Here is a 23,271-nt window from a genome sequence, read left to right as displayed (position 1 = left end):
CGCTTTATGGAAAAGAAATCACCCCGCATCAAAATGCTGCTGACGCCCGGGGAAGTGGCAAAACGAACCGGCGTGGCGGTCTCGGCCCTTCATTTTTATGAGAGTAAGGGTTTGATCCACAGCCAGCGGAATGCCGGCAACCAGCGGCGTTACCGGCGCGATGTCCTGCGCGCGGTGGCGATAATCAAAATTGCGCAACGCATCGGCATCCCGCTGGCGACCATCGGCGACGCGTTTGGCGTACTGCCGGAAGGGCACAATCTCAGCGCAAAAGAGTGGAAGATGCTGTCATCGCAGTGGCGTGAGGAGCTGGACCGGCGTATTCATACCCTGACGGCGTTGCGCGACCAGCTCGACGGCTGCATCGGTTGCGGCTGTTTATCACGGCGCGACTGCCCGCTGCGCAACCCAGGCGATAAGCTGGGGGAAGAGGGGACTGGCGCCCGGCTGCTGGAAGAGGAGTAATAAAACTAAAGCGCCACAACTGGGCGCTTTAGTTGTTTTCCGGTCTTTGTCTTTCGCATTATCTCGCTGGTTCACGAGAGGGTTTCCCCCGACATCGACGTCCCTCAGTATTGCGCAATCTGTTGATGGAGGTTCCGGTTTGCGTCGACACTTTAACTATGGCATCTGCCGCCATTTTTTCCTCACTATTTTGCCGAAATTTTCCCGGCAATGAGCGCCAGTTCCTATAGTTAATTCGAACAAACCACGGGAGAGGCCCATGCTGACAGTACACCATCTTAATCAATCACGATCGCAACGCGTACTGTGGGCACTGGAAGAGCTGCAGCTGCCTTATCAGATAGTCCGCTATCAGCGGGAAAGGTCGATGCTGGCGCCGGCGGCGCTGAAGAAAGTCCATCCGTTGGGGAAATCGCCGGTGCTGGAAGACAACGGCTATGTGCTGGCGGAGTCTGGGGCCATTCTCGAGTATTTGCAGGAGACCTGGGACAGCGGCGGGCTGCTGAAGCCGCAGGCGATAGAGGACAAACTGCAATACCGCTTCTGGCTGCACTATGCCGAAGGCTCGCTGATGCCGCTGCTGTTAATGAAGCTGGTGTTCGCCAGCCTGGGTAAACCCCCTGTGCCCTTTGGCGTCCGCTCGCTGGGCGCCCTGCTGGGCAAGGGCATTCAAAAAGCGTGGCTGGATCCCCAGCTGGCCACCCATGCGCGGTTTATTGACGACCATCTTGCCACGCGGCCATGGTTTGCCGGCGAGCGTCTGAGTATGGCCGATATTCAGATGAGCTTCCCGGTGATGGCGCTGTTGGCGCGCGGTGGCGTGCATGACCTTGTCCATATCGAGGCCTGGCGACAGCGGGTGGAGCAGCGTCCGGCCTGGCAGCGGGCCATCGAGCGCGGTGGCCCCTTCACTTTACCCGGCGCCTGAGGTATCAGCGGATCCGATGACGCTGATAAATGAAAGCAACTCACTAAAAATTTGTTAGCGGATTGCGCATAGACGATAACGTTTGCGCATCGTCTGGTTATTTTCTGCTCGTCATAAGCGAAATTTAGCGAAATACGATAAACATCGGTTGAAAAGGGTTATCTAAAGGCCGGATAATCGTTTGCCTTTCTGTTTTGCTCCCTCTTTTTTCTGCTATCCAGGGGGAGGAGATAAGGTTGACACACCGTAGTGTATGCGCGGAGTTAAACGTTTGCTTTTTTGCAGCCCCCCTGGCGCTGCGATTCGGTACAAGGAGATCGCGTTTAACTGGCAGTGGAGGGTCCACCACGCATATCAACGAACAATAAAAATTTTCAGGGGAAGTTTTCTATGTCTACGCCTTCAGCGCGTACCGGCGGTTCATTAGACGCCTGGTTTAAAATTTCGGCGCGCGGTAGCACCGTGCGTCAGGAGATTGTTGCAGGTCTTACTACCTTTCTGGCGATGGTGTACTCCGTCATCGTGGTGCCGGGCATGCTCGGTAAAGCGGGCTTCCCGCCGGCCGCGGTGTTTGTCTCTACCTGTCTGGTGGCGGGCGTTGGCTCGCTGGTGATGGGGTTATGGGCAAATCTGCCGATGGCGATCGGTTGCGCCATCTCGCTGACCGCCTTCACCGCCTTCAGCCTGGTGCTGGGGCAGCAGATCAGTATTCCGGTGGCCCTCGGCGCGGTATTCCTGATGGGTGTCCTGTTTACGGTGATCTCGGCGACCGGCATCCGCAGCTGGATCTTGCGCAACCTGCCGCAGGGCGTGGCGCACGGTACCGGGATCGGGATTGGCCTGTTTCTGCTGCTGATTGCCGCCAACGGCGTTGGCCTGGTGATCAAAAACCCGCTGGACGGTCTGCCGGTGGCGCTGGGCAAATTTGACAGCTTCCCGGTAGTGATGTCGCTGATTGGCCTTGCGGTGATCATTGGTCTGGAAAAAATGAAGGTGCCGGGCGGCATTCTGCTGACCATTATTGGCGTGTCGATTGTGGGGCTTATTTTCGATCCGAACGTCCATTTCTCCGGTATTTTCGCCATGCCATCCCTGAGTGATGATAAAGGCAACTCGCTGATTGGCAGCCTCGACATCGTCGGCGCGCTGAACCCGGTCGTGCTGCCCAGCGTGCTGGCGCTGGTGATGACGGCGGTGTTTGACGCCACCGGTACTATCCGCGCGGTGGCCGGCCAGGCGAACCTGCTGGACAAAGACGGGCAGATCATCAACGGCGGTAAAGCGTTGACCACCGACTCCCTGAGCAGCGTCTTCTCCGGTTTAGTCGGGGCGGCGCCGGCGGCGGTGTATATTGAATCGGCGGCGGGTACCGCGGCCGGCGGTAAAACCGGTCTGACCGCGGTGACGGTCGGTGTCCTGTTCCTGCTGATCCTGTTCCTCTCTCCGCTCTCTTATCTGGTTCCGGCCTACGCGACCGCGCCGGCGCTGATGTACGTCGGCCTGCTGATGCTGAGCAACGTGGCGAAAATCGATTTCAACGACTTCGTTGACGCGATGGCTGGCCTGATCACCGCGGTGTTTATCGTGCTGACCTGTAACATCGTGACCGGCATCATGATCGGTTTCGCTACCCTGGTGATTGGCCGTCTGGTCTCTGGCGAGTGGCGCAAGCTGAACATCGGTACGGTGATTATCGCCGTGGCGCTGGTGGCGTTCTACGCGGGCGGTTGGGCGATTTAAACCCTTCGTGCTCCTCACGGGCGGCTCAGGCCGCCCGTTTTATTTTTAAGCCACATCCTGTTTCCATTTGCGTTAATCTGGGTGGCGTATGATTCACAGGCACGACGCCTCACAGGTATAAAAGAAAACGCAGCAAACAGGGAACACATGGAAATATTCTTTACCATCCTCATCATGACCCTCGTGGTCTCACTGTCCGGGGTAGTGACACGTGTACTGCCCTTTCAGGTTCCACTCCCACTGATGCAAATCGCCATTGGCGCGCTTCTGGCATGGCCGACCTTCGGTTTGCACGTTGAATTTGATCCAGAGCTGTTTCTGGTCCTGTTTATCCCGCCGCTGCTGTTCGCCGACGGCTGGAAAACGCCGACCCGTGAATTTATTGAACACGGGCGGGAGATCCTTGGCCTGGCGCTGGCGCTGGTGGTCGTGACGGTAGTCGGCATCGGCTTTCTGATCTACTGGATTGTGCCTGGCATTCCGCTGATCCCGGCGTTCGCGCTGGCGGCTGTGCTCTCGCCGACCGATGCCGTGGCGCTCTCCGGCATCGTCGGGGAAGGGCGGATACCGAAAAAAATCATGGGCATTCTGCAGGGCGAGGCGTTAATGAACGATGCCTCTGGCCTGGTCTCACTCAAGTTTGCCGTCGCGGTGGCGATGGGCACCATGGTCTTTACCGTTGGCGGCGCGACCGTAGAGTTTCTGAAGGTGGCGATCGGCGGCGTGCTGGCCGGGTTTGTGGTGAGCTGGTCGTATGGCCGTTCGATGCGTTTCCTCAGCCGCTGGGGCGGGGATGAACCCGCCACGCAGATTGTCCTGCTGTTCCTGCTGCCGTTTGCCTCCTATCTGATTGCCGAACATATCGGTGTCTCCGGCATCCTGGCGGCGGTGGCGGCGGGGATGACCATCACCCGTTCCGGCGTGATGCGTACCGCGCCGTTGGCCATGCGCCTGCGCGCCAACAGCACCTGGGCGATGCTGGAGTTTGTCTTTAACGGCATGGTCTTCCTGCTGTTGGGCCTGCAGCTGCCGGATATCCTCTCCAGCTCGCTGGTGGCGGCGGAAGCTGACCCCAACGTCGAGACCTGGATGCTGTTTACCGACATTATCCTGATCTATGCCGCGCTGATGCTGGTGCGTTTTGGCTGGCTGTGGTCGATGCGTAAGCTTAGCCAGCGCTTCCTGAAGAAGAAACCGATGGAGTTTGGCTCCTGGACCACCCGCGAGCTGCTGATCTCCTCTGTGGCCGGGGTGCGTGGGGCGATTACCCTCGCCGGTGTGCTCTCGATCCCGCTGCTGCTGCCGGACGGGAATGTTTTCCCGGCGCGCTATGAGCTGATTTTCCTCGCCGCTGGGGTGATCCTGTTCTCGCTGTTCGTCGGGGTGATTGCGCTGCCGATCCTGCTGCGCCACATTGAATCGAGTGACAACGTGCAGCAGCGGAAAGAGGAACGACTGGCGCGCGCAGCGACGGCAGACGTGGCGATTGTGGCGATCCAGAAGATGGAAGAGCGGCTGGCGGCAGATACCAAAGAGAATATCGATAACCAGCTGTTGACCGAAGTCAGTTCGCGGGTGATCGGTAACCTGCGCCGCCGCGTCGATGGTCGTAACGACGTGGAGACCTCTATGCTGGAGGAGAGCCTGGAGCGACGCTTCCGCCTGGCTGCGCTGCGCTCTGAGCGCGGAGAGCTGTATCATCTGCGCGCCACCCGGCAGATCAGTAACGAGACGCTGCAGAAGCTGCTGCACGATCTCGACCTGCTGGAAGCGCTGTTAATCGAAGATCAATAATCTGTAATCCGGATAGCACGACGCTTATTCGGGCTACTGGCGAGACTGCAGTAAATGTGTCGCCCCGGTAAGCGTTAGCGCGACCGGGGGAAACCCGGGCAGCGGCGCAAGCGCCTGACCCGGGCTACCCATTCCTCTGCGAAACGCGTTGTCACCAGGGAATTATTCCAGCCAGAACGCTTTACTGCACGCCAGCCAGGCCTCAGCGCTGCGCGACATATACACGCCCTCCCGCCAAATCATCCCCAGCTCCCAGCGCAGCTCGCTTTGCAATGGGATCCAGCAAAAGTTCTGCGGGTCGAGACGCTGGCAAATCGGCTCTGGCAGGATCGCCACGCCAATGCCGGCCTGCACCATCGCGGCGAGAAAATCCCACTGACCGCTGCGCACCGCGATACGCGGCTTCACGTCATGCTCGGTAAACAGGCGCATCAGCTGCTGGCTGAGGGCAAATTCTTCGTTGTAGATGACCAGCGGATATGCCGCCAGCTCTGCCGGCGAGAGGGCGGTTACGCCCTCCCACGGCGCGGTTCTTGGCGTCAGGACGCACAGCGGGTGGTTGAACAACGGCAGCGTGGTGAGATGGCTACCCTCTTCGATGGGCAGGGCGGTCATTGCCATATCGAGCTCGCCGTTGCTGACCGCCTGCTGGACCGTCAGGCCGCCAAACTCGGCGATTTTCAGCTCGACGCCCGGGTAGCGCTCGCGGAAGCGGCTGATCGGCTCCGCCATCAGCATTCCGACCATCGGTGGAATGCCAAGCCGCAGCACCCCTTTATGCAGGTGGTTGATATCGCTCAGTTCTGACTCCAGCTGGCTGAACTCGCCAAGGATCGCCTGGCCGCGTTCAAAAACGACGCGCCCGGTATCGGTGAGCAGCAGTTTACGACCATCGCGGATCAACAGCGTGCAGTTCAGTTCATCTTCGAGATTTTTGAGCATCTTGCTGATGGTGGGCTGTGTGACGAACAGCTTTTCCGCCGCGCGAGTAAAACTCTGCTGACGAACCACTTCAACGAAATAGCGCAGCGTTCGGATATCCATAATTATTCCCTGAGACTATACCTGCGATGATTTTAATTCATTTCTGTCCGCTTCGGCGGCTCTCTATACTGCATGCCTGACTTCTTTTTTCAGGAATCTCGCTCATGGCCTTCGCGCCAGCTCGCGTTGCCCCCGCCGTGGCGCAGCGACTTCAGATCCCGGCGCAGGTGCTCCTCTATGTCGGGTTATTTATTTTTGCGCAATATCTGGTGAATACGTGGCAGGTGCCGTTGCCGGCTAATTTGGTCGGTATGGTGATGCTCCTGCTGCTGATCGTCTGCCGGGTGATCCCCCTGAACTGGGTTCGCGCCGGCGCCCGCTGGTTGCTGGCGGAGATGCTGCTGTTTTTCGTCCCGGCGGTGGTCGCGGTGGTCAACTATGCGCAGCTGCTGATGGTTGATGGCTGGCGGATTTTCCTGGTGATTGCCTTAAGCACGCTGATGGTGCTGGGCGCCACGGCCTGGGTCGTCGACAGGGTTTACCGTTACGAAGTGAGCCGGCTAAAAAAATGAATGATGTCATGCTGAGCATTCTGTGTCTGGTGGCGACGCTGGGTCTCTATTACGCCAATAAAAGACTGTATCGCCGTTTTCATAAACTGCCGCTGATGCCGCTGGTGTTCACGCCGATCCTGCTGGTGCTGATCCTGGTGCTGGGCCATATCTCTTATCAGAGCTATATGGGAGAGACCCACTGGCTGCTGTGGCTGCTGGGCCCGGCGACTATCGCCTTTGCCGTCCCGGTCTATGAAAATGTCGCGGTGATCAAACGCCACTGGATGTCGCTCAGCGCCGGGGTGGTGACGGCGGTGGTGGTGGCGGTGACCAGCTCCGTATGGCTGGCGCGCGGATTGATGTTGTCTGATGAAATCCAGCGCAGCCTGGCGGTGCGCTCGGTGACCACGCCCTTTGCGCTGGCGGCGGCGAAACCGCTCGGTGGTCAGCCCGATCTGGTGGCACTGTTTGTGGTGATCACCGGCGTCTTTGGCATGGCGGTAGGGGATATGCTGTTTTTACGCCTGGCTATCCGGGAAGGGATGGCTAAAGGGGCCGGGTTTGGCGCGGCGTCCCACGGGGCGGGGACCGCGCGATCCTATGAGCTGGGCCAGCAGGAGGGCGTGGTGGCCAGCCTGGTGATGATGCTGTCTGGCGTAGTGGTGGTGCTGGCGGCGCCGTTAGTGCGCTGGCTGCTGTTTTAGCGTTCTCGTGTAACCGGTTGTTATGAAATATTGAGGGGAGGAATAGTTGTGAACTATTTTCGCCCCTTTTTGTTTATGCCGGTTATTGGTCATCAGAAAAGATTAAGTCAATTCTTATTACCACCCTCTCTTTGTAACTAAATATTACACAGCCAGTGGTGATCTAATTACATTACGAATGATGTATAGATTTTTTATTATCTCCGCGAATTTTATAAGTTTGTATCTCAATGATTTTAAAGGCGGTTTATTTTATTTCTCTAATTCTTTAAGGTGATTTGTTAAAAAATCAATTTTTACATTAATAATTGAGCTTTTACCCTCTGTTCGTTATTCTTTTTACGCGGGCTTGTATTATTGAATGGATTCAAATGCTGGTCGTTTATTTATGTATAATATTAATTATCATAAATCATATGTCACATAAATGTGTATGTGACGCCGCGCGGATGCAAATTCATTCTCTAATATATCTGCATAAAACAATTGACGGACTGATTGTCTTTTATAATGGATATGGGAATAAATATGAAGATGAGTAAAAAATTTCTGGCGGGTGCTCTGATTTTCTCTGCCTGCAGCGCGCTGTCTACTGTTGCCCAGGCCGATAACACCATTACTTTTAATGGGATCGTTTCAGATACCACCTGTACGGCGACCATTGATGGCGGTGTGACTACCATTGATATGGGCACCACCTCAGTAGCGGATCTGAAAGCATATGAATTCGGTGCAGCCAAGAACTTCTCCTTTAGCTTAGCCGATTGCCCGACCACGGAAAACGGTGGCAACAGCATCGCCCGCGTCACTTTTGGTGGCGTTTCGGATACCGCGAATAGCGATTACTTTAAAAACCAGGCGACAGTTGACGCGGCAACGGGGGTTGCTGTGGCGCTTTATGACGAAGCTGGCAGCCTGATGAAGAATAACGAAGAAGGTTCGGATGTCGATATTTCTTCCGGTGCCGCAACTATCCCGTTCACCGTTAAAATGGTAAAAGCGGGTTCTGAAGACCCGACGAAAGGTACCGTTCAGACAACTGTGACTTATAACGTGACCTATTATTAATTCGGCGTTTTGTTGAATGGAGAAAGGGGAATCGTCTGTTATTCCCCTTTAATTAAACGTATGAGATATCCTTTTTTTGTGGTCGGTTTATTGCTGTCCTCCTCTATTGCGCAAGCCAGCGTGGTCGTGGGCGGCACGCGTCTGGTATTTGATGGTGCGAAAAACAACGCCGTCATCACGGTTGAGAATAAAGATCAGAGCAGCAATATCGTACAGTCCTGGCTCTCGGTGGTGGATGCCGCTTCGCCAGCCAAAGACGCGTTTATTATTACGCCGCCGCTGTTCCGTCTCAAAGCCGGAGAGAAAGGATTCGTGCGCGTTGTCCGCTCAGGAAAAAAACTACCCGACGATCGCGAGTCGATGTTTTGGCTCAATATCAAAGGGATCCCGGCAACGGAATATGTCCCGGATAAAAATGTGGTGCAGTTTGCCATCAACTCGAAAATAAAATTGATTTATCGACCTGCCGCGTTAAAAGGCAATACACCGGAATCGTATGCCGAAAAATTACAGTGGAGAAAAGAGGGGGCGTCGGTGACGGTTAAAAACAACTCACCGCTGTATATGAATTTTTCCCAGGTTAGCCTTAACGGAAAAAATATTTCTGGCGCATGGTTTGCTGCCCCCTTTTCTACCTTAAAAATACCCGTGCAGAGTAACCTGTCCGCGACAGGGAAAAAAGAGATCACATGGAGCGTGATTAATGATTATGGTATGTCAGGGAAGAAATATACCGCTATCATTCAGTAGCGTTGAGCTGCTATTTTCAGCCAAAAGTATCTGCGTCGTTATTGTTTTGTGCCTGAGTACCTTGCCTTCTCGCGCTGAGGCCGGCGAATATTTCAACCCGAATTTACTTGAAGTCGCCGAAAATCCTGCGGCTTCGGTTGATCTGTCCTATTTTTCACAAGATGGCGTACCGCCGGGCACCTATCACCTGGATGTGTACATCAATGATAAGTACGTCAGTTCAGAATCGCTGACCTTTCAGGTAGTTGGCCATGATGCAGGCGCGACCGCTTCCCCCTGTCTTTCCGCGGAGTATCTGAATTCGTGGTTGATTAATACCACCGCCTATCCGCAGCTATTTGAGGCAGGGGAAACCTGCGCCCGGCTGTCGGCGATCCCCGGGATGACGTTCTCGGTGTCTCTTGCCCAGCAGCGAATCGATTTTACCGTTCCGCAGGCCGCGATGCTGAACCGCCCAAGAGACTATATACCGGAGAGCCAGTGGCAGCAGGGGATTAACGCCGGTCTTCTCAACTATAGTGTCACCGGGCAGCGCAATGCCCCGCGGCATAATGGCGCTACCGTAGACAGCCAGTTTGTTAGCCTGCAGCCTGGGGTGAATCTGGGGCCATGGCGTCTGCGCAACTACAGCACCTATAGCCACAGCGACAACAACAGCCGCTGGGAGTCGGTTTACTCGTACCTTGCTCGCGATATCCATACCCTGCGCAGCCAGATGGTGGTGGGTAGTACTTATACGTCGTCCGGCATCTTCGACAGTTTGAGCTTTACCGGTCTGCAGCTCAGTTCGGATAAAGAGATGCTGCCGGATAGCCTGCATGGCTTTGCGCCGACGATTCGAGGGATCGCGCGCACCACCGCGGAGGTCTCGGTTTATCAGAATGGTTACAGCATTTATAAAACCACCGTCGCCCCCGGCGCTTTTGAGATTAACGATCTGTATGCCACCGGTAGCGCTGGCGATCTGTATGTCACCGTTAAAGAGTCTGACGGCAGCGAGCAAAACTTTGTGGTGCCTTTTGCCTCGCTGGCGGTCCTGCAGCGCGAGGGCCAGCTGGATTATGCGCTGAGCAGCGGCAGGACGCGCTCAGGCAGCTCCGACGATAAAGAATACAACTTTATTCAGTCTTCCCTGGCCTATGGCGCCACCAGTAACTTCACCCTCTATACCGGCTTCCAGCAGGCGGAAGATAAATACACCAACCTGCTGTTAGGCGCCGGCTTTAACCTTGGCACCATCGGCGCGCTGTCATTCGATGGCTCTCAGTCGTGGGCCGACGTGAAAACCAGCGATACGGCCTCGTCAACCCGCAAAGAACAGGGGCAATCGTATCGCGTCCGCTTCAGTAAAAGCTTTCTGCAGACGGGCACCAACTTTTCCGTGGCCGGCTATCGCTATTCCACCTCGGGATACTATTCGTTTCAGGATTTTGTCGATAACGCCTCCACGCAGCGCGACTGCTGTACGCAGAGCGGCAGGACAAAAGGCCGGTTTGACGCTTCGCTGTCGCAGACGCTGTTCGGCTATGGTTCGCTCTCGCTTTCGCTGGTCAATGAAACCTATTGGGACAGCTCGCGCATGGAGTCGGTAGGCGTGGGCTATAGCGGGTCGATTGGCAAGGCCTCCTACTTTATTAACTATTCCTATAACCGCAATGTGCAAAGTACCGATGACAGCGGCAATAACCGGCCGGCCAGCGATACCATCGTCTCCCTGACGCTAAGCATCCCGCTTGGCGAGACGCTCTCGGCGAATTACAGCATGAACCATGGCCGCCATAACGACACCACGCACAGCGTGGGGCTCAACGGCTCGGCGTTCGAGGATCGTTCCCTCAACTGGAGCCTCCAGGAGGGTTACAACACCCAGGATAAGAGCACCTCCGGTAACCTCAGCGTCAATTACCAGGGATCAAAAGGCGATGTCGCCGGCGGCTATGGCTACGACCACTACAGCAATCACTACAATTATTCGCTGCGTGGCGGCATGGTCGCCCATGCGGGCGGACTCACGCTGTCACGCTTTCTGGGCGAGAGTTCTGCGCTGGTTGAAACGCCCGGCGTCAGCGATGTGAGGGTTCAGGGCCAGACCAACGTGACAACGGATGGCGCCGGATATGCGGTGGTGCCTTACGTCCGCCCTTACCATCGCAACAGTCTGGCGCTGGATGAACAGCAGGTGGCTGGCGCCGAGGTCGATAACGTCGCCAGAACGGTGGTCCCAACGCGCAACGCGATCGTCAAAGTGCAGTATGACACCCGAATCGGCTACAAGGCGATGCTCACCCTGCGTACCCGCAGCGGTGTGGTGCCTTTCGGCGCGTTGGTGACCCTTGATAATGATCGCGCCAGCGCGGCGCGCAGCAACATTGTCGGCGATGAGGGGCAGGTGTATCTCACAGGGCTGCAGAAAAAAGGCCAGCTATTAGCGCGCTGGGGGGAGAAAAGCAGTGAGCAGTGTACCGTTCATTATGACTTCTCCAGCATGGCTCTTGGCGACGATATCCTGTTTTATCAGGCTGAATGCCGGTAATGGACGCACGTTTTCAACATGGAAGAAGGGGCTGATATGAATATGAGAGACAGCAGCACAGGGGGCATCCTGGTGGCCAGCCTTTTGCTGCTCTCCCTTCCGGCGCTGGCTTATGAAGGCAGCAGCACGGTCAATTTTAACATCACGGGCACCATCGAAGCGCCTTCCTGCGAGGTGGCCGTGGAACCGTCGAACAGTATCGATTTAGGCACCGTCTCCTCGCAGACGTTCTCCGGTAATGCCGGGTCGAGCGGAGCCAGCGTGCCGGTTAAACTGGTCTTTTCCAGCTGTTCCGCCGATGCGTCGGCGGTCACCATCGTATTTAGCGGTACCAGCTTCGATAGCACCCACGCTTCGATCTATAAAAACTTCCAGACAGGCAGTAGCGGGGCCAGCGGTGTTGGTTTGCAACTATTGAGTATGGCCGATCAGCAGTCCCTCGGCCCCGGTGATCAGTATCTCTATACCTTTGGTGATGATGCAGATGTTCATAACTTCAACATGATAGCACGCATGTTTTCGCCCTATGGCCAGGTGAGCCCCGGTATCGTCGGCTTCACTGCCACGTTTGATGTGGCTTACAAATAACGTTTCGACAGGGATGGATATGAAAAAATGGATCTTATTGCTCATATTGGCATTGTGTCCCGTCTATAGCTGGGCGGCCTGCAGTGGCACCAACTATGGCGATGTCTCGATGACCAACCTGCCGGAAAAGATTCTGATCAATGCCGGGAGCTATACCGCAGGGACAGTACTGTATGACTCGGGGAAGATTACCCGCTCGCAAACGGAATTGCTTAACTGTGAGGGGAGCACCTACGCGGTGTTTGCCTGGTCCTCAAACAATGCCGGGTCATTGATAGGGGATAATATCTATGCCACCTCGGTACAGGGGATCGGTATTCGCGTCAAGGTGTGGCTCAATATCACTGGCGAATATGATGGTGATACCGATGATTTCAGCCCCGACTCGCAGGTGCATTATATTGGTGATGTGAATTATTACCTCGGTAAGCCGACAGGCTTTTTGGACTCTTTCGCGTCGACTTATTATACCCCGGCGTATCAGCTGCAGCTGGTGGCCACCGGCGGCGCCATCGCCAGCAATAGTCAATTATCGTTCAGCGATCCAGTGGCGACGGTATCGGCGAAGGATAAGTGGGGAACGCTCTCTATTTCGCGGCTGCACATCAGCGGCACCACCAGCATCCAGATGATCCCGATGGGGTGTATCGTCAGTAGCAATAGTCTCAGTTTTGCCATGGGTAGCATCAATGCCAGCGAGTTTAACACCGCGACGAAGGTGGGGAGTGCGCAACAGCCCCTGACCCTCTCCTGCGAGCCGGGGACCAATGTTTTAATGCGGGTGGTGGCGACGCAAGCGAGCGGCAATAATCCTGGCAACACGGTGATGGCCTTAACGGCAGAGGAGAATGTTGCCACCGGGGTGGGGGTTCAGTTAAATATGGATGGCAAAGCGATGCCGTTGAATACTGACCTCAGTCTCTATTCCTCGGGCCGCACCACGGTGACCAACAGCGGCGCGGATGCCAGCTACAGCTATTTTACTAATCCCGACAGTCCTGGTGGCGCAGCGGCCATGCAAACGCTCACTTTTACCACCAACTATTACAAAACAGGCAGCGCGGTGACCGCCGGTTCGGCAAACGCCACCGGGGTGATCACATTTACCTATAACTGAGCCGGTCAGAATAACCCCCTTCCCCGGACGATGTCGGGGAAGGGGGAGGCGACGCTTAGTGCGCCTGGCCGCGTTCGATACCGATCCCGGTTTGCGAACGGATAAACTGGGCGCGGAACTGCTCGCGCTCGCGCATCCCTTCCGGTGAGTTATCGGTGGCGGAGAAGACCCAGATACCGATGAACGCGATGGCAATGGAGAACAGCGCCGGATATTCATACGGGAACAGCGCTTTCTCATGGCCGAGGATCTGCACCCAAATGGTCGGACCGAGGATCATCAGAATGACCGCGGTCAGCAGGCCCAGCCAGCCGCCGATCATCGCGCCGCGGGTGGTCAGTTTCGACCAGTACATCGACAGCAAAATAATCGGGAAGTTACAGCTGGCGGCAATGGAGAAGGCCAGACCAACCATAAAGGCGATGTTCTGATTTTCGAACAGAATACCCAGCAGAATCGCCACTACCCCAAGGACCAGCACGGTAATCTTCGACACCTTCAGCTCCTGGCGCTCGGTCGCGCCCTTGCGGAAGACGTTGGCGTACAGGTCGTGCGACACCGCTGAGGCGCCGGCGAGCGTCAGGCCTGCCACCACCGCCAGAATCGTGGCGAAAGCGACGGCGGAGATAAAGCCGAGGAACAGATTCCCCCCCACGGCATCCGCCAGATGCACCGCCGCCATGTTATTGCCGCCGATAAGCTGTCCGGCTGCGTCTTTGAACGCCGGGTTCGCGCCCACCAGCATGATGGCGCCGAAGCCGATGATAAAGGTCAGAATATAGAAATAGCCCATAAAACCGGTGGCGTAGAAGACGCTTTTACGCGCTTCTTTGGCGTCGCTCACGGTGAAGAAGCGCATCAGGATGTGCGGCAGACCGGCGGTGCCGAACATCAGACCCAGACCCAGAGAGAGCGCCGATATCGGATCTTTCACCAGCCCGCCGGGACTCATAATCGCCGCCCCTTTCGGGTGGACGGCCATCGCCTCGGTAAACAGGTTATTGAAGCTGAAGCCGACGTGCTTCATCACCATAAAGGCCATAAAGCTGGCGCCGCACAGCAGCAGAACCGCTTTAATAATCTGCACCCAGGTGGTCGCCAGCATGCCGCCGAACAGGACATAGAGCACCATCAGCACGCCAACCAGCACCACGGCGACATGGTAATTGAGACCGAACAGCAGCTGGATTAACTTGCCGGCGCCCACCATCTGGGCAATCAGATACAGGGCCACCACCACCAGCGAACCGCAGGCGGAGAGAGTGCGAATCGGCCCCTGCTTCAGACGGTACGAGGCGACGTCGGCAAAGGTATAGCGGCCAAGGTTGCGCAGACGTTCGGCGATCAGAAACAGGATAATCGGCCAGCCGACGAGAAAGCCCAGCGAGTAGATCAGTCCGTCGTAGCCGGAGGTATACACCAGCGCGGAGATACCGAGGAAAGAAGCCGCTGACATAAAGTCACCGGCAATCGCCAGCCCGTTCTGGAAGCCGGTGATATTGCCGCCAGCGGTGTAGTAATCGCTGCGCGAACGTACCCGTTTTGACGCCCAATAAGTGATGTATAAGGTGAGGGCGACGAAAATCAGGAACATGATAATCGCCTGCCAGTTGGTCGGCTGGCGCTGTACCGCGCCGGTAATGGCGTCTGCGGCGTGAGCGCCAAGGGGCAGCAGCGTGGCGGCGAGCGCCGTCAGTACTCTCTTGCTCATGCTTTCACCTCGTTCAGAACGCTTTTGGTCAAACGGTCGAATTCACCGTTGGCCCGCCAGACATAAATACCGGTCAGGACAAACGAAATGACGATCACGCCAATGCCCAGCGGGATCCCGCGGGTGACGCTGGTCCCGGCGTGCAGAGGAGTACCGAGCCAGCCGGGCGCGAAGGCGATAAGCAAAATAAAGCCCACATAGATCACTAACATAATCAGTGACAGAATGGCGGCAAACCGTTGCCGTGATGCAACTAACTCCCTGAAATGCGCACTATTTTCTATCCGCTGACAAAGTTGTTCATTCATCTTAGCGTCTCCAGAGGTCTCCCTTTCGTCATCCACTCAGCGGACGCTGGCGACAGCAACCCCTCCGGCGATGGAGCCGGGATACGGTTTACTGACGGCGTTCCTGCGAGTGAAATCCTGGGGGAGGGACTTATTTTTATCCTCTCCCCGGCGGGGGAGAGGGTGTAGGGAATCGGTCCTTGCTTACGATGGCATCGTTATGGCCTGCTTCTCTTCGAGCAGTTTTTCCACAACGCCAGGATCGGCGAGGGTCGAGGTATCGCCGAGGTTGCTGGTGTCGCCTGCGGCAATCTTACGCAGAATGCGGCGCATGATTTTGCCCGAGCGGGTTTTCGGCAGCGAATCGGTCCAGTGCAGCACATCCGGCGTCGCCAGCGGGCCGATCTCTTTGCGCACCCAGTTACGTACTTCCGCATACAGCTCCGGAGTCGGTTCTTCGCCGTGATTGAGCGTTACGTAGGCGTAGATGGCCTGGCCTTTGATGTTGTGCGGGATCCCCACCACCGCCGCTTCGGCGATTTTCGGGTGCGACACCAGCGCCGATTCGATCTCGGCGGTACCCAGACGGTGGCCGGAGACGTTCAGGACGTCATCCACGCGGCCGGTGATCCAGTAGTAACCATCTTCATCACGGCGTGCGCCATCGCCGCTAAAGTACATATTTTTGAAGGTGGAGAAGTAGGTTTGCTCAAAGCGCTCATGGTCGCCGAACAGGGTACGCGCCTGGCCAGGCCAGGAGTCGGCGATAGCAAGATTGCCCTCGGTCGCGCCATCCAGCGGCAGGCCTTCGTTATCCACCAGCACTGGCTGGACACCGAAGAACGGACGCGTCGCGGAGCCGGCCTTCAATTCGATCGCGCCCGGCAGCGGGGTGATCATAAAGCCGCCGGTTTCGGTCTGCCACCAGGTGTCCATCACCGGGCACTTCTCGTTACCGATCTTCTTCCAGTACCACTCCCAGGCTTCCGGGTTAATTGGTTCGCCGACCGAGCCGAGAATACGCAGTGAGGAACGGTCTGTGCCTTCGATCGCCTTGTCGCCTTCCGCCATCAGGGCGCGGATAGCCGTCGGGGCGGTATAGAGAATGCTGACCTTGTGCTTATCGACGACCTGGCACATACGTGCCGGGGTTGGCCAGTTTGGCACCCCTTCGAACATCAGGGTGGTGGCACCGCAGGCCAGCGGACCATACAGCAGATAGCTGTGGCCGGTGACCCAGCCCACATCGGCGGTGCACCAGTAAATATCGCCAGGATGGTAGTCGAAAACGTATTTGAAGGTGGTGGCCGCGTAGACCAGGTAGCCGCCGGTGGTGTGCAGCACCCCTTTCGGTTTACCGGTAGAGCCAGAGGTATAGAGGATGAACAGCGGATCTTCGGCGTTCATCTCGACGGGCCGGTGTTCGGCGCTGGCATTCGCCATCAGGTCGCTCCACCACAGATCGCGGCCTTCCTGCCAGTCGATGTTGCCGCCGGTACGTTTCAGGACCACGACGTGCTCAATGCTTTTGACGTTCGGGTTTTTCAGCGCGTCATCGACGTTTTTCTTCAGCGGGATGGCGCGACCAGCGCGCAGCCCTTCGTCAGCGGTGATCACCAGGCGCGAGCTGGAGTCGATAATGCGTCCGGCCACCGCCTCCGGCGAGAAGCCGCCGAAAATCACTGAGTGGATGGCGCCGATGCGGGCGCAGGCCAGCATCGCCACCGCGGCTTCCGGCACCATCGGCATATAAATGGCGACCACATCGCCTTTTTTAATCCCAAGGTCGAGCAGCGCATTGGCGAAGCGGCACACGTCCGCATGCAGTTCACGGTAGGTGATGTGCTTGCTCTGGCTGGCGTCGTCGCCTTCCCAGATGATGGCGGTTTGATCGCCGCGCTCGGCGAGATGGCGGTCGAGGCAGTTGGCGGCGAGGTTCAGGGTGCCATCTTCATACCATTTGATGGAAATGTTACCCGGCGCGAAAGAGGTGTTCTTCACGCGGGTATACGGGCGCATCCAGTCAAGGATTTTGCCCTGCTCGCCCCAAAATGTATCAGGGTCGGTTATGGATTGTTGGTACTGCGCCTTGTACTGTTCCGGGTTAATCAGGCAACGTTCCGCGATATTAGCGGGAATAGGGTGTTTGTGTATTTGGCTCATGGCTTTTTTTCTCCTTTGAACTTGTTAAATATATGTCAAACAAACGTTAATAGTAGGGGTTTTGACAGCTTTGTTTGTTAATTGGGGGGCAGATCACGCAATGATTCAACTGAATGAAATTTCATCAAATGAAACTTTGAAGTGAAATAGTTACGTAAATGAATTTATAGAAACGGAAGGTATGAAATATTTTTTATTACAAATACTTATGCATTGTAACTGGGGGAAATTCGTGACTTTATGCAGAAAACCAGAAGAAAGCCCTATTCTTAAAGGCTTGCGCAGCATGCCGTGCAAATGATACTGATATTGCGCGTTAAATAACCCCACAAAGCAACGCAACACAATTCATACCCCCTGCAGTGGGTACCATGACGAAAAGGAATGGTGCCTTTCATTGAGGAAGTCAGTAGTGAAGAAAACGAAAAAAGTCAGTCTGGCCTGGCAAATCTTGCTAGCCCTGGTGCTGGGTATCCTTCTGGGCAGTTATCTGCATTACCACGCCGAAAGTCGCGATTGGTTGATTAGCAATTTGCTGACGCCGGCGGGCGATATCTTTATCCATCTGATTAAAATGATCGTGGTCCCGATTGTCATTTCGACCCTGGTGGTTGGGATTGCCGGCGTGGGCGATGCCAAGCAGTTAGGCCGGATCGGCGCCAAAACCATTATCTATTTCGAAGTGATCACCACGGTGGCGATCGTGCTGGGTATCACCCTGGCCAACGTCTTTCAGCCGGGGACCGGCATTGATATGTCGCAACTGGCGGCGGTTGATATTTCGAAATATCAGAGCACGACTGCCGAGGTGCAGAGCCATGCGCATGGCCTGATGGGCACTATCCTGTCGCTGGTGCCGACCAACATCGTGGCGTCGATGGCGAAAGGCGATATGCTGCCGATTATCTTCTTCTCGGTGCTGTTTGGTCTGGGGCTCTCCTCGCTGCCGGCGACCCACCGTGAGCCGCTGGTAACGGTCTTCCGCTCCATCTCCGAGACCATGTTTAAAGTCACCCATATGGTAATGCGCTATGCGCCGATCGGGGTATTCGCCCTGATTTCGGTGACTGTCGCCACCTTTGGTTTCGCCTCGCTGTGGCCGCTGGCCAAGCTGGTGCTGCTGGTTTACTTCGCGATCCTGTTCTTCGCGCTGGTGGTGCTGGGGATTGTCGCGCGTCTGTGTGGCCTGAGCATCTGGATCCTGATCCGCATCCTGAAAGATGAACTGATTCTGGCCTACTCCACCGCCAGCTCCGAAAGCGTGCTGCCGCGCATTATCGAGAAGATGGAAGCCTATGGCGCGCCGGCGTCGATCACCAGCTTCGTGGTGCCGACCGGTTACTCCTTCAACCTCGATGGCTCAACGCTGTATCAGAGCATCGCGGCGATCTTTATCGCCCAGCTGTACGGTATCGACCTCTCTATCTGGCAGGAGATCACCCTGGTGCTGACCTTAATGGTGACCTCGAAAGGGATCGCTGGCGTGCCGGGCGTCTCCTTCGTGGTGCTGCTGGCAACCCTGGGTAGCGTGGGGATCCCGCTGGAAGGCCTTGCCTTTATCGCCGGTGTCGACCGTATTCTCGACATGGCGCGTACCGCGCTGAACGTGGTGGGCAATGCGCTGGCGGTGCTGGTTATTGCCAAATGGGAGCATAAGTTCGACCGCAAAAAAGCGCTGGCGTATGAACGCGAAGTGCTGGGCAAGTTTGATAAAACCGCCCGATAAAACACAAAGCCCGGCGCTCGCGCCGGGCTTTTTCTTATCCTTTACTGATCCGATCAAACTCTTCGCAGCCGGTATCAAACCCCTCCAGGCAGCTGACGTTGAGCCAGTGCAGCGCCTTCTGTTTATTCGGTTCGATAAAACCTTTCTCTCCCAGCTGGAACATCATGCCGGCCCAGTATTCGGCATAGCCGGTCCGTGAGAGCGCCGAGCTGCCTTTAAAGTATTCGCTCGCTTTCACATCATCCTCCGGGCCATCCACGCCGCTGGCGTAGATCAACCCCAGCAGCATCTGGGCGTCCACCGCTGCATCGCTTTCGCTATCCTTAGCGGCATCCTGCAGGAGTTTGATGGCGTGCGGCACGTCGGTGGGGCCGGCCTGACGGTTGACCAGCACCCGCGCCAGAACGATCTCCCCGGATTTACTGCCCGCCTCGACGGCTTTTTCCGCCAGCTGGCGGGCCTGCGGATAGTCCGCCTGTTGGGAGTTGCGAATTTTGAGCTGCGCCAACAATGCCAGCGCGTCGCCATCGCCCTGTGCCGCGGCTTTCTGCGCCCAGTATTCGGCTTTCTGATAATCGCCGGAGCTGACCCAGGTATCGGCAAGGTAATATTGCGCGCGTCGATCGCCGGCTTCCGCCTGCTGTTGATACTGGCTGCCGGGTTCGGTGGCGACCGCTGCGCCGCTGGTGAAAACCAGTAAAAATAAAAAGAGGTATTTCATTTGTATTTATTATCAGCAAGGAACATAGCGCGCAGTATAAAGGGAGGCGAAAAAGAAGAAAATGGCAGGAATTAGCGGTGTGAATACCCGGAAAAGGCGCAACGCACCGCCTCCGGGGAAAATCCCCGGTAGCGCTACCGCTTACCGGGGCTACAGCGTTGTGCGATTTGGTAGCCTGGAGAAGGCGCAACGCACCGCCTCCGGGGAAAATCCCCGGTAGCGCTATCGCTTACCGGGGCTACTCGATGGTACAAAGGTTCGAACCTTAACCCATCGCGCTTTCGCGCAGGCGGGCTTTCAGCTTGTTGTACTCATCGATCACGTACTGTTCCGCCGCGCGCTGATCGGCAATCCGCTCAACGTTGACCGCGCAGTACTTGTACTCCGGCGTTTTGGTTATCGGACTCAGGTTCTCCGACACCAGCTCGTTACAGGCACCGATCCACCACTGGTAGGTCATGTATACCGCGCCTTTATTCGGCCGATCGCTGACCTGCGCGCGGGTGATGATCCGACCCTTACGCGAATTCACCCACACCAGCGCTTCATCTTCGATGCCTAACCGTTCGGCGTCGGCGGTGTTGATTTGCGCATAGCCCGGTTCATCCGCCAGTGCCGCCAGCGCCGCGCAGTTGCCGGTCATCGAACGGCACGAGTAGTGGCCGACTTCGCGCACTGTCGACAGCACCATTGGGTACTCGTCGGTGAGCTTATCGATCGGCGCGACCCAGTCGCAGGTGAAGAACTGTGCCAGCCCGTTCGGGGTATCGAACTTCTCTTTAAACAGATACGACGTCCCCTGGTCGGCGTCGGACTCATCGCGGCATGGCCACATGACATAGCCGAGTTCACCCATTTTCTCATAGGTGGCGCCATAGAAGTCCGGGCACAGATGCCGCAACTCGTCCCAGATCTCCTGGGTGTTGTTGTAGTGCATCTTGTAACCCATCCGGGTGGCGATTTCGCTGATGATCTGCCAGTCGGTTTTCAGGTCCCACTTCGGCTCCACCGCTTTAAAGAAGCGCTGGAAGCCGCGGTCCGCTGCGGTATACACGCCTTCGTGCTCGCCCCACGAGGTGGACGGCAGGATGACGTCGGCCGCGGAGGCGGTTTTGGTCATGAAAATGTCCTGGACGATAACCAGTTCCAGATCGTCGAACGCTTTGCGGACCGCAGAGAGTTCGGCATCGGTCTGCAACGGATCCTCACCCATGATGTACGCCGCCCGCACTTCGCCGTGCGCCGCGCGATGCGGCAGCTCGCTGATGCGATAGCCGGTATGTTCCGGCAGGCTGTCGACGCCCCAGGCTTTGGCGAACTTCTCGCGGTTCTCCGGGAACTTGACGTACTGATAGCCCGGATAGGTATCTGGCAGCGCGCCCATATCGCAGGCCCCCTGGACGTTGTTCTGCCCGCGCACCGGGTTGACGCCGACGCTCGGCTTGCCGAGGTTGCCGGTGAGGATCGCGAGGCTGGTCAGCGACCGTACTGTCTCCACGCCCTGATAGAACTGGGTGACACCCATGCCCCACAGGATGGCGGCAGATTTTGCGCTGGCGTACATCCGGGCGCAGGCGCGGATCTCCTGGGCGCTAACCCCGGTGATCGCTTCCACCGACTCCGGCGTATAACCTTCGACGATCTTGCGATACTCCTCGAAGCCTTCGGAACGGCTGGCGACGAAGGATTTATCGTACAGATCCTCTTCAATAATGACGTGGCCAATGGCGTTGAGCAGCGCGATATTCGAGCCGTTCTTCAGCGCAATGTGCATGTCGGCGATGCGCGCGGTTTCAATTTTGCGCGGGTCGCAGACGATGATTTTCGCCCCGTTGCGTTTGGCGTTAATGACGTGATTCGCCACGATAGGGTGGGAATCCGCCGGGTTGTAACCGAAGATAAACACCAGATCGGTGTTATCAATCTCCGTGATGGCATTACTCATGGCGCCGTTACCGACCGACTGGTGCAGACCTGCAACCGAAGGGCCGTGTCAGACGCGAGCGCAGCAGTCGACGTTATTGGTACCAATAACGGCGCGCGCGAATTTTTGCATCACATAGTTGGTTTCATTACCGGTGCCGCGGGAGGAGCCGGTGGTTTGGATCGCATCCGGGCCATATTTGGCTTTAATGGCGCTGAGGCGAGTGGCGACGTAATCCAGCGCCTCATCCCAGGAGACAGCTTCCAGCTTGCCGCCGCGTTGACGACGGATCATGGGGTTTTTCAGGCGCGGCGTCAGGATCTGGGTATCGTTAATAAAGTCCCAGCCATAATAGCCCTTCAGGCACAGGGTTCCCTGGTTGGTTTTCCCCTGCGCCGCTTCAGCCCGAACGATTTTGCCGTTATCGACCACCAGGTTGATTTTGCAACCTGATGCGCAATACGGGCAAACCGTGACGACTTTTTTCATCGGTCTTGCTCCAGTTATTCAATGGGCGCGTTTGCGCTATCGCGCCGTCACTATGCATCTTCTATGCCATATTTTCATTGTGGATATTCCTTGATGATACGCGGCTTTTTTGGGCGAAATGCTGACGAAAAACAGCCTGTCGACAGATTTGACGTGTCGATACGCTGGAGATGTGACGGCGCTTGAAAAAATGTCACCGGGAGAGGAATTTGTCGGCGCAGGCTTGCAGAATCGATCAGACTGACACTAATTCCCCGCGGGCAGAGGCAAAGATGAAACCAGTCATTTTGGTGGTGGATGACGACATAGCGATGGGCGAACTGCTCAGCGATGTGCTTGGCGCGCACGCGTTTGAAGTATTGGTCTGCCAGACCGGCGGCGACGCGCTGGCGATGGTGGCGCAGCGGGCAGACATCGCGCTGGTTTTGCTGGATATGATCCTGCCGGATACCCATGGTTTGCAGGTGCTTCAGCAGCTGCAGCGCACGCGGCCTGAGTTGCCGGTGGTGATGCTGTCTGGTCTGGGCAGTGAGTCTGATGTGGTGGTGGGCCTGGAGATGGGCGCCGATGATTACATCGCCAAACCTTTCAGCTCGCGGGTGGTGGTCGCCCGAGTGAAAGCGGTACTGCGGCGCAGCGGGGCGCTGGCCGGCGAGACGTCGGGCGTCGGCAGCGGCCTGACGTTTAACGGCTGGCGGCTGGATACCACGCGCTGTGAACTGTATAACCCACAGCAGCAGGCCGTTCCTCTGACTCAGGGAGAATATGGCCTGCTGCTGGCGCTGGCGCAGAACGCGCGCCGGGTATTGAATCGCGAACAACTGCTGGCGCTGACTCATAATGAAAGCACTGAGGTGTTCGACCGGACCATCGACGTGCTGATCATGCGCCTGCGCCGCAAAATCGAGTTAAACCCGCATCAGCCGACGTTGATTAAAACCCTGCGCGGTCTGGGCTATGTCTTTTCCGCCGATGTGACCCACAGCGAGAAGGCGGCGTAGGGCGGGTTTGCTGTCTGACCGGCC

Annotated in this window: 19 protein-coding genes and 1 pseudogene; 14 read left to right on the top strand and 6 right to left on the bottom strand. The window is 56.6% G+C overall.

Annotation, left to right across the window (positions count from 1 at the left end):
• The first annotated feature begins 6 nt into the window (after positions 1–6).
• From soxR to CWM57_RS14670, 4 genes are all read left to right on the top strand, one after another.
• Positions 7–465, top strand: a complete 459-nt coding sequence (gene soxR, locus CWM57_RS14690) for a redox-sensitive transcriptional activator SoxR (RefSeq protein WP_004206331.1) — start codon at positions 7–9, stop codon at positions 463–465.
• Between the two features lie 259 nt (positions 466–724).
• Positions 725–1,393, top strand: a complete 669-nt coding sequence (locus tag CWM57_RS14680) for a glutathione S-transferase family protein (protein ID WP_100676120.1) — start codon at positions 725–727, stop codon at positions 1,391–1,393.
• 390 nt (positions 1,394–1,783) lie between these two features.
• The gene (locus CWM57_RS14675) at positions 1,784–3,133 is read left to right on the top strand and encodes an NCS2 family permease (RefSeq protein ID WP_100676121.1); all 1,350 of its coding nucleotides are present in this window, start codon (positions 1,784–1,786) and stop codon (positions 3,131–3,133) included.
• Between the two features lie 147 nt (positions 3,134–3,280).
• Complete coding sequence (locus CWM57_RS14670) at positions 3,281–4,927, top strand: Na+/H+ antiporter (RefSeq protein ID WP_012543172.1); 1,647 nt, start codon at positions 3,281–3,283, stop codon at positions 4,925–4,927.
• Between the two features lie 162 nt (positions 4,928–5,089).
• Here CWM57_RS14670 and CWM57_RS14665 read toward each other — a convergent pair whose 3' ends face one another.
• Positions 5,090–5,971 (bottom strand): LysR family transcriptional regulator, encoded by an 882-nt coding sequence (locus CWM57_RS14665; RefSeq protein ID WP_061156103.1) that lies wholly within the window; start codon positions 5,969–5,971, stop codon positions 5,090–5,092.
• A 104-nt stretch (positions 5,972–6,075) separates the two neighbouring features.
• On the opposite strand from CWM57_RS14665, the gene CWM57_RS14660 reads away from it, so the two are divergent.
• The 7 genes from CWM57_RS14660 to CWM57_RS14630 all read left to right on the top strand — a co-directional run bounded on the left by CWM57_RS14660 (position 6,076) and on the right by CWM57_RS14630 (position 13,225).
• Complete coding sequence (locus tag CWM57_RS14660; RefSeq protein WP_074387336.1) at positions 6,076–6,483, top strand: CidA/LrgA family protein; 408 nt, start codon at positions 6,076–6,078, stop codon at positions 6,481–6,483.
• Positions 6,480–7,169 (top strand): LrgB family protein, encoded by a 690-nt coding sequence (locus CWM57_RS14655; protein WP_061156101.1) that lies wholly within the window; start codon positions 6,480–6,482, stop codon positions 7,167–7,169. Before CWM57_RS14660 ends, CWM57_RS14655 begins: the two co-directional genes overlap by 4 nt.
• A gap of 510 nt (positions 7,170–7,679) precedes the next feature.
• Positions 7,680–8,237 carry a fimbrial protein gene (locus tag CWM57_RS14650; RefSeq protein ID WP_165784209.1) on the top strand — a complete coding sequence of 186 codons (558 nt, stop codon included), beginning with the start codon at positions 7,680–7,682 and terminating at the stop codon, positions 8,235–8,237.
• 60 nt (positions 8,238–8,297) lie between these two features.
• Positions 8,298–8,987, top strand: coding sequence for a fimbrial assembly chaperone (locus CWM57_RS14645; protein ID WP_074387334.1), 690 nt, complete (start codon positions 8,298–8,300; stop codon positions 8,985–8,987).
• On the top strand, positions 8,941–11,520 hold the full coding sequence (locus CWM57_RS14640; RefSeq protein WP_100676122.1) for a fimbria/pilus outer membrane usher protein: 2,580 nt from the start codon (positions 8,941–8,943) through the stop codon (positions 11,518–11,520). Before CWM57_RS14645 ends, CWM57_RS14640 begins: the two co-directional genes overlap by 47 nt.
• 36 nt (positions 11,521–11,556) lie before the next feature.
• Positions 11,557–12,108, top strand: a complete 552-nt coding sequence (locus CWM57_RS14635) for a fimbrial protein (RefSeq protein ID WP_077268438.1) — start codon at positions 11,557–11,559, stop codon at positions 12,106–12,108.
• 19 nt (positions 12,109–12,127) lie between these two features.
• The gene (locus tag CWM57_RS14630; protein ID WP_074387332.1) at positions 12,128–13,225 is read left to right on the top strand and encodes a type 1 fimbrial protein; all 1,098 of its coding nucleotides are present in this window, start codon (positions 12,128–12,130) and stop codon (positions 13,223–13,225) included.
• A 55-nt stretch (positions 13,226–13,280) separates the two neighbouring features.
• Here CWM57_RS14630 and actP read toward each other — a convergent pair whose 3' ends face one another.
• The 3 genes from actP to acs all read right to left on the bottom strand — a co-directional run bounded on the left by actP (position 13,281) and on the right by acs (position 17,386).
• Positions 13,281–14,936: a cation/acetate symporter ActP gene (gene actP, locus CWM57_RS14625; RefSeq protein WP_074387331.1), complete on the bottom strand. Its 1,656-nt coding sequence runs from the start codon at positions 14,934–14,936 to the stop codon at positions 13,281–13,283.
• On the bottom strand, positions 14,933–15,244 hold the full coding sequence (locus tag CWM57_RS14620; protein ID WP_061156094.1) for a DUF485 domain-containing protein: 312 nt from the start codon (positions 15,242–15,244) through the stop codon (positions 14,933–14,935). The genes actP and CWM57_RS14620 overlap by 4 nt, the downstream gene beginning before the upstream one ends.
• 183 nt (positions 15,245–15,427) lie before the next feature.
• Positions 15,428–17,386 (bottom strand): acetate--CoA ligase, encoded by a 1,959-nt coding sequence (gene acs, locus CWM57_RS14610; protein WP_100676123.1) that lies wholly within the window; start codon positions 17,384–17,386, stop codon positions 15,428–15,430.
• A gap of 100 nt (positions 17,387–17,486) precedes the next feature.
• Here acs and CWM57_RS14605 point away from each other — a divergent pair.
• Together CWM57_RS14605 and gltP are read left to right on the top strand one after the other, a co-directional pair.
• Positions 17,487–17,687 (top strand): annotated as a pseudogene (locus tag CWM57_RS14605) (hypothetical protein).
• Positions 17,688–17,798: 111 nt separating this feature from the next.
• Positions 17,799–19,112 (top strand): glutamate/aspartate:proton symporter GltP, encoded by a 1,314-nt coding sequence (gene gltP / locus CWM57_RS14600; RefSeq protein WP_061156091.1) that lies wholly within the window; start codon positions 17,799–17,801, stop codon positions 19,110–19,112.
• Between the two features lie 34 nt (positions 19,113–19,146).
• Here the strand turns inward: gltP and CWM57_RS14595 are convergent, their stop codons facing one another.
• Both CWM57_RS14595 and fdhF read right to left on the bottom strand, forming a co-directional pair.
• Positions 19,147–19,833 (bottom strand): tetratricopeptide repeat protein, encoded by a 687-nt coding sequence (locus tag CWM57_RS14595; protein ID WP_061156090.1) that lies wholly within the window; start codon positions 19,831–19,833, stop codon positions 19,147–19,149.
• A gap of 265 nt (positions 19,834–20,098) precedes the next feature.
• A complete protein-coding gene (gene fdhF / locus CWM57_RS14590) occupies positions 20,099–22,246 on the bottom strand; it encodes a formate dehydrogenase subunit alpha (RefSeq protein ID WP_100676124.1) in 2,148 nt (715 codons plus the stop codon).
• Between the two features lie 272 nt (positions 22,247–22,518).
• Between fdhF and CWM57_RS14585 the strand changes: the two genes are divergently transcribed.
• Entirely contained in the window at positions 22,519–23,247 is a 729-nt protein-coding gene (locus CWM57_RS14585) for a response regulator transcription factor (protein WP_074387328.1), read from the top strand.
• The last annotated feature ends 24 nt before the right edge of the window (positions 23,248–23,271 follow it).

Origin of the sequence: Klebsiella sp. G-Nf4, from assembly GCF_002810615.1 — a bacterium.
GTDB classification, from domain to species: Bacteria; Pseudomonadota; Gammaproteobacteria; order Enterobacterales; family Enterobacteriaceae; genus Klebsiella; species Klebsiella variicola.
This window is presented reverse-complemented; position numbering and strand designations above follow the sequence as displayed.

Bases quoted from the DNA above. Each gene is read 5' to 3' on its own strand.
- soxR (WP_004206331.1), top strand. From the start codon at position 7: ATGGAAAAGAAATCACCCCGCATCAAAATGCTGCTGACGCCCGGGGAA.
- CWM57_RS14680 (WP_100676120.1), top strand. From the start codon at position 725: ATGCTGACAGTACACCATCTTAATCAATCACGATCGCAACGCGTACTG.
- CWM57_RS14675 (WP_100676121.1), top strand. From the start codon at position 1,784: ATGTCTACGCCTTCAGCGCGTACCGGCGGTTCATTAGACGCCTGGTTT.
- CWM57_RS14670 (WP_012543172.1), top strand. From the start codon at position 3,281: ATGGAAATATTCTTTACCATCCTCATCATGACCCTCGTGGTCTCACTG.
- CWM57_RS14665 (WP_061156103.1), bottom strand. From the start codon at position 5,971: ATGGATATCCGAACGCTGCGCTATTTCGTTGAAGTGGTTCGTCAGCAG.
- CWM57_RS14660 (WP_074387336.1), top strand. From the start codon at position 6,076: ATGGCCTTCGCGCCAGCTCGCGTTGCCCCCGCCGTGGCGCAGCGACTT.
- CWM57_RS14655 (WP_061156101.1), top strand. From the start codon at position 6,480: ATGAATGATGTCATGCTGAGCATTCTGTGTCTGGTGGCGACGCTGGGT.
- CWM57_RS14650 (WP_165784209.1), top strand. From the start codon at position 7,680: ATGGATATGGGAATAAATATGAAGATGAGTAAAAAATTTCTGGCGGGT.
- CWM57_RS14645 (WP_074387334.1), top strand. From the start codon at position 8,298: ATGAGATATCCTTTTTTTGTGGTCGGTTTATTGCTGTCCTCCTCTATT.
- CWM57_RS14640 (WP_100676122.1), top strand. From the start codon at position 8,941: ATGATTATGGTATGTCAGGGAAGAAATATACCGCTATCATTCAGTAGC.
- CWM57_RS14635 (WP_077268438.1), top strand. From the start codon at position 11,557: ATGAATATGAGAGACAGCAGCACAGGGGGCATCCTGGTGGCCAGCCTT.
- CWM57_RS14630 (WP_074387332.1), top strand. From the start codon at position 12,128: ATGAAAAAATGGATCTTATTGCTCATATTGGCATTGTGTCCCGTCTAT.
- actP (WP_074387331.1), bottom strand. From the start codon at position 14,936: ATGAGCAAGAGAGTACTGACGGCGCTCGCCGCCACGCTGCTGCCCCTT.
- CWM57_RS14620 (WP_061156094.1), bottom strand. From the start codon at position 15,244: ATGAATGAACAACTTTGTCAGCGGATAGAAAATAGTGCGCATTTCAGG.
- acs (WP_100676123.1), bottom strand. From the start codon at position 17,386: ATGAGCCAAATACACAAACACCCTATTCCCGCTAATATCGCGGAACGT.
- CWM57_RS14595 (WP_061156090.1), bottom strand. From the start codon at position 19,833: ATGAAATACCTCTTTTTATTTTTACTGGTTTTCACCAGCGGCGCAGCG.
- CWM57_RS14585 (WP_074387328.1), top strand. From the start codon at position 22,519: ATGAAACCAGTCATTTTGGTGGTGGATGACGACATAGCGATGGGCGAA.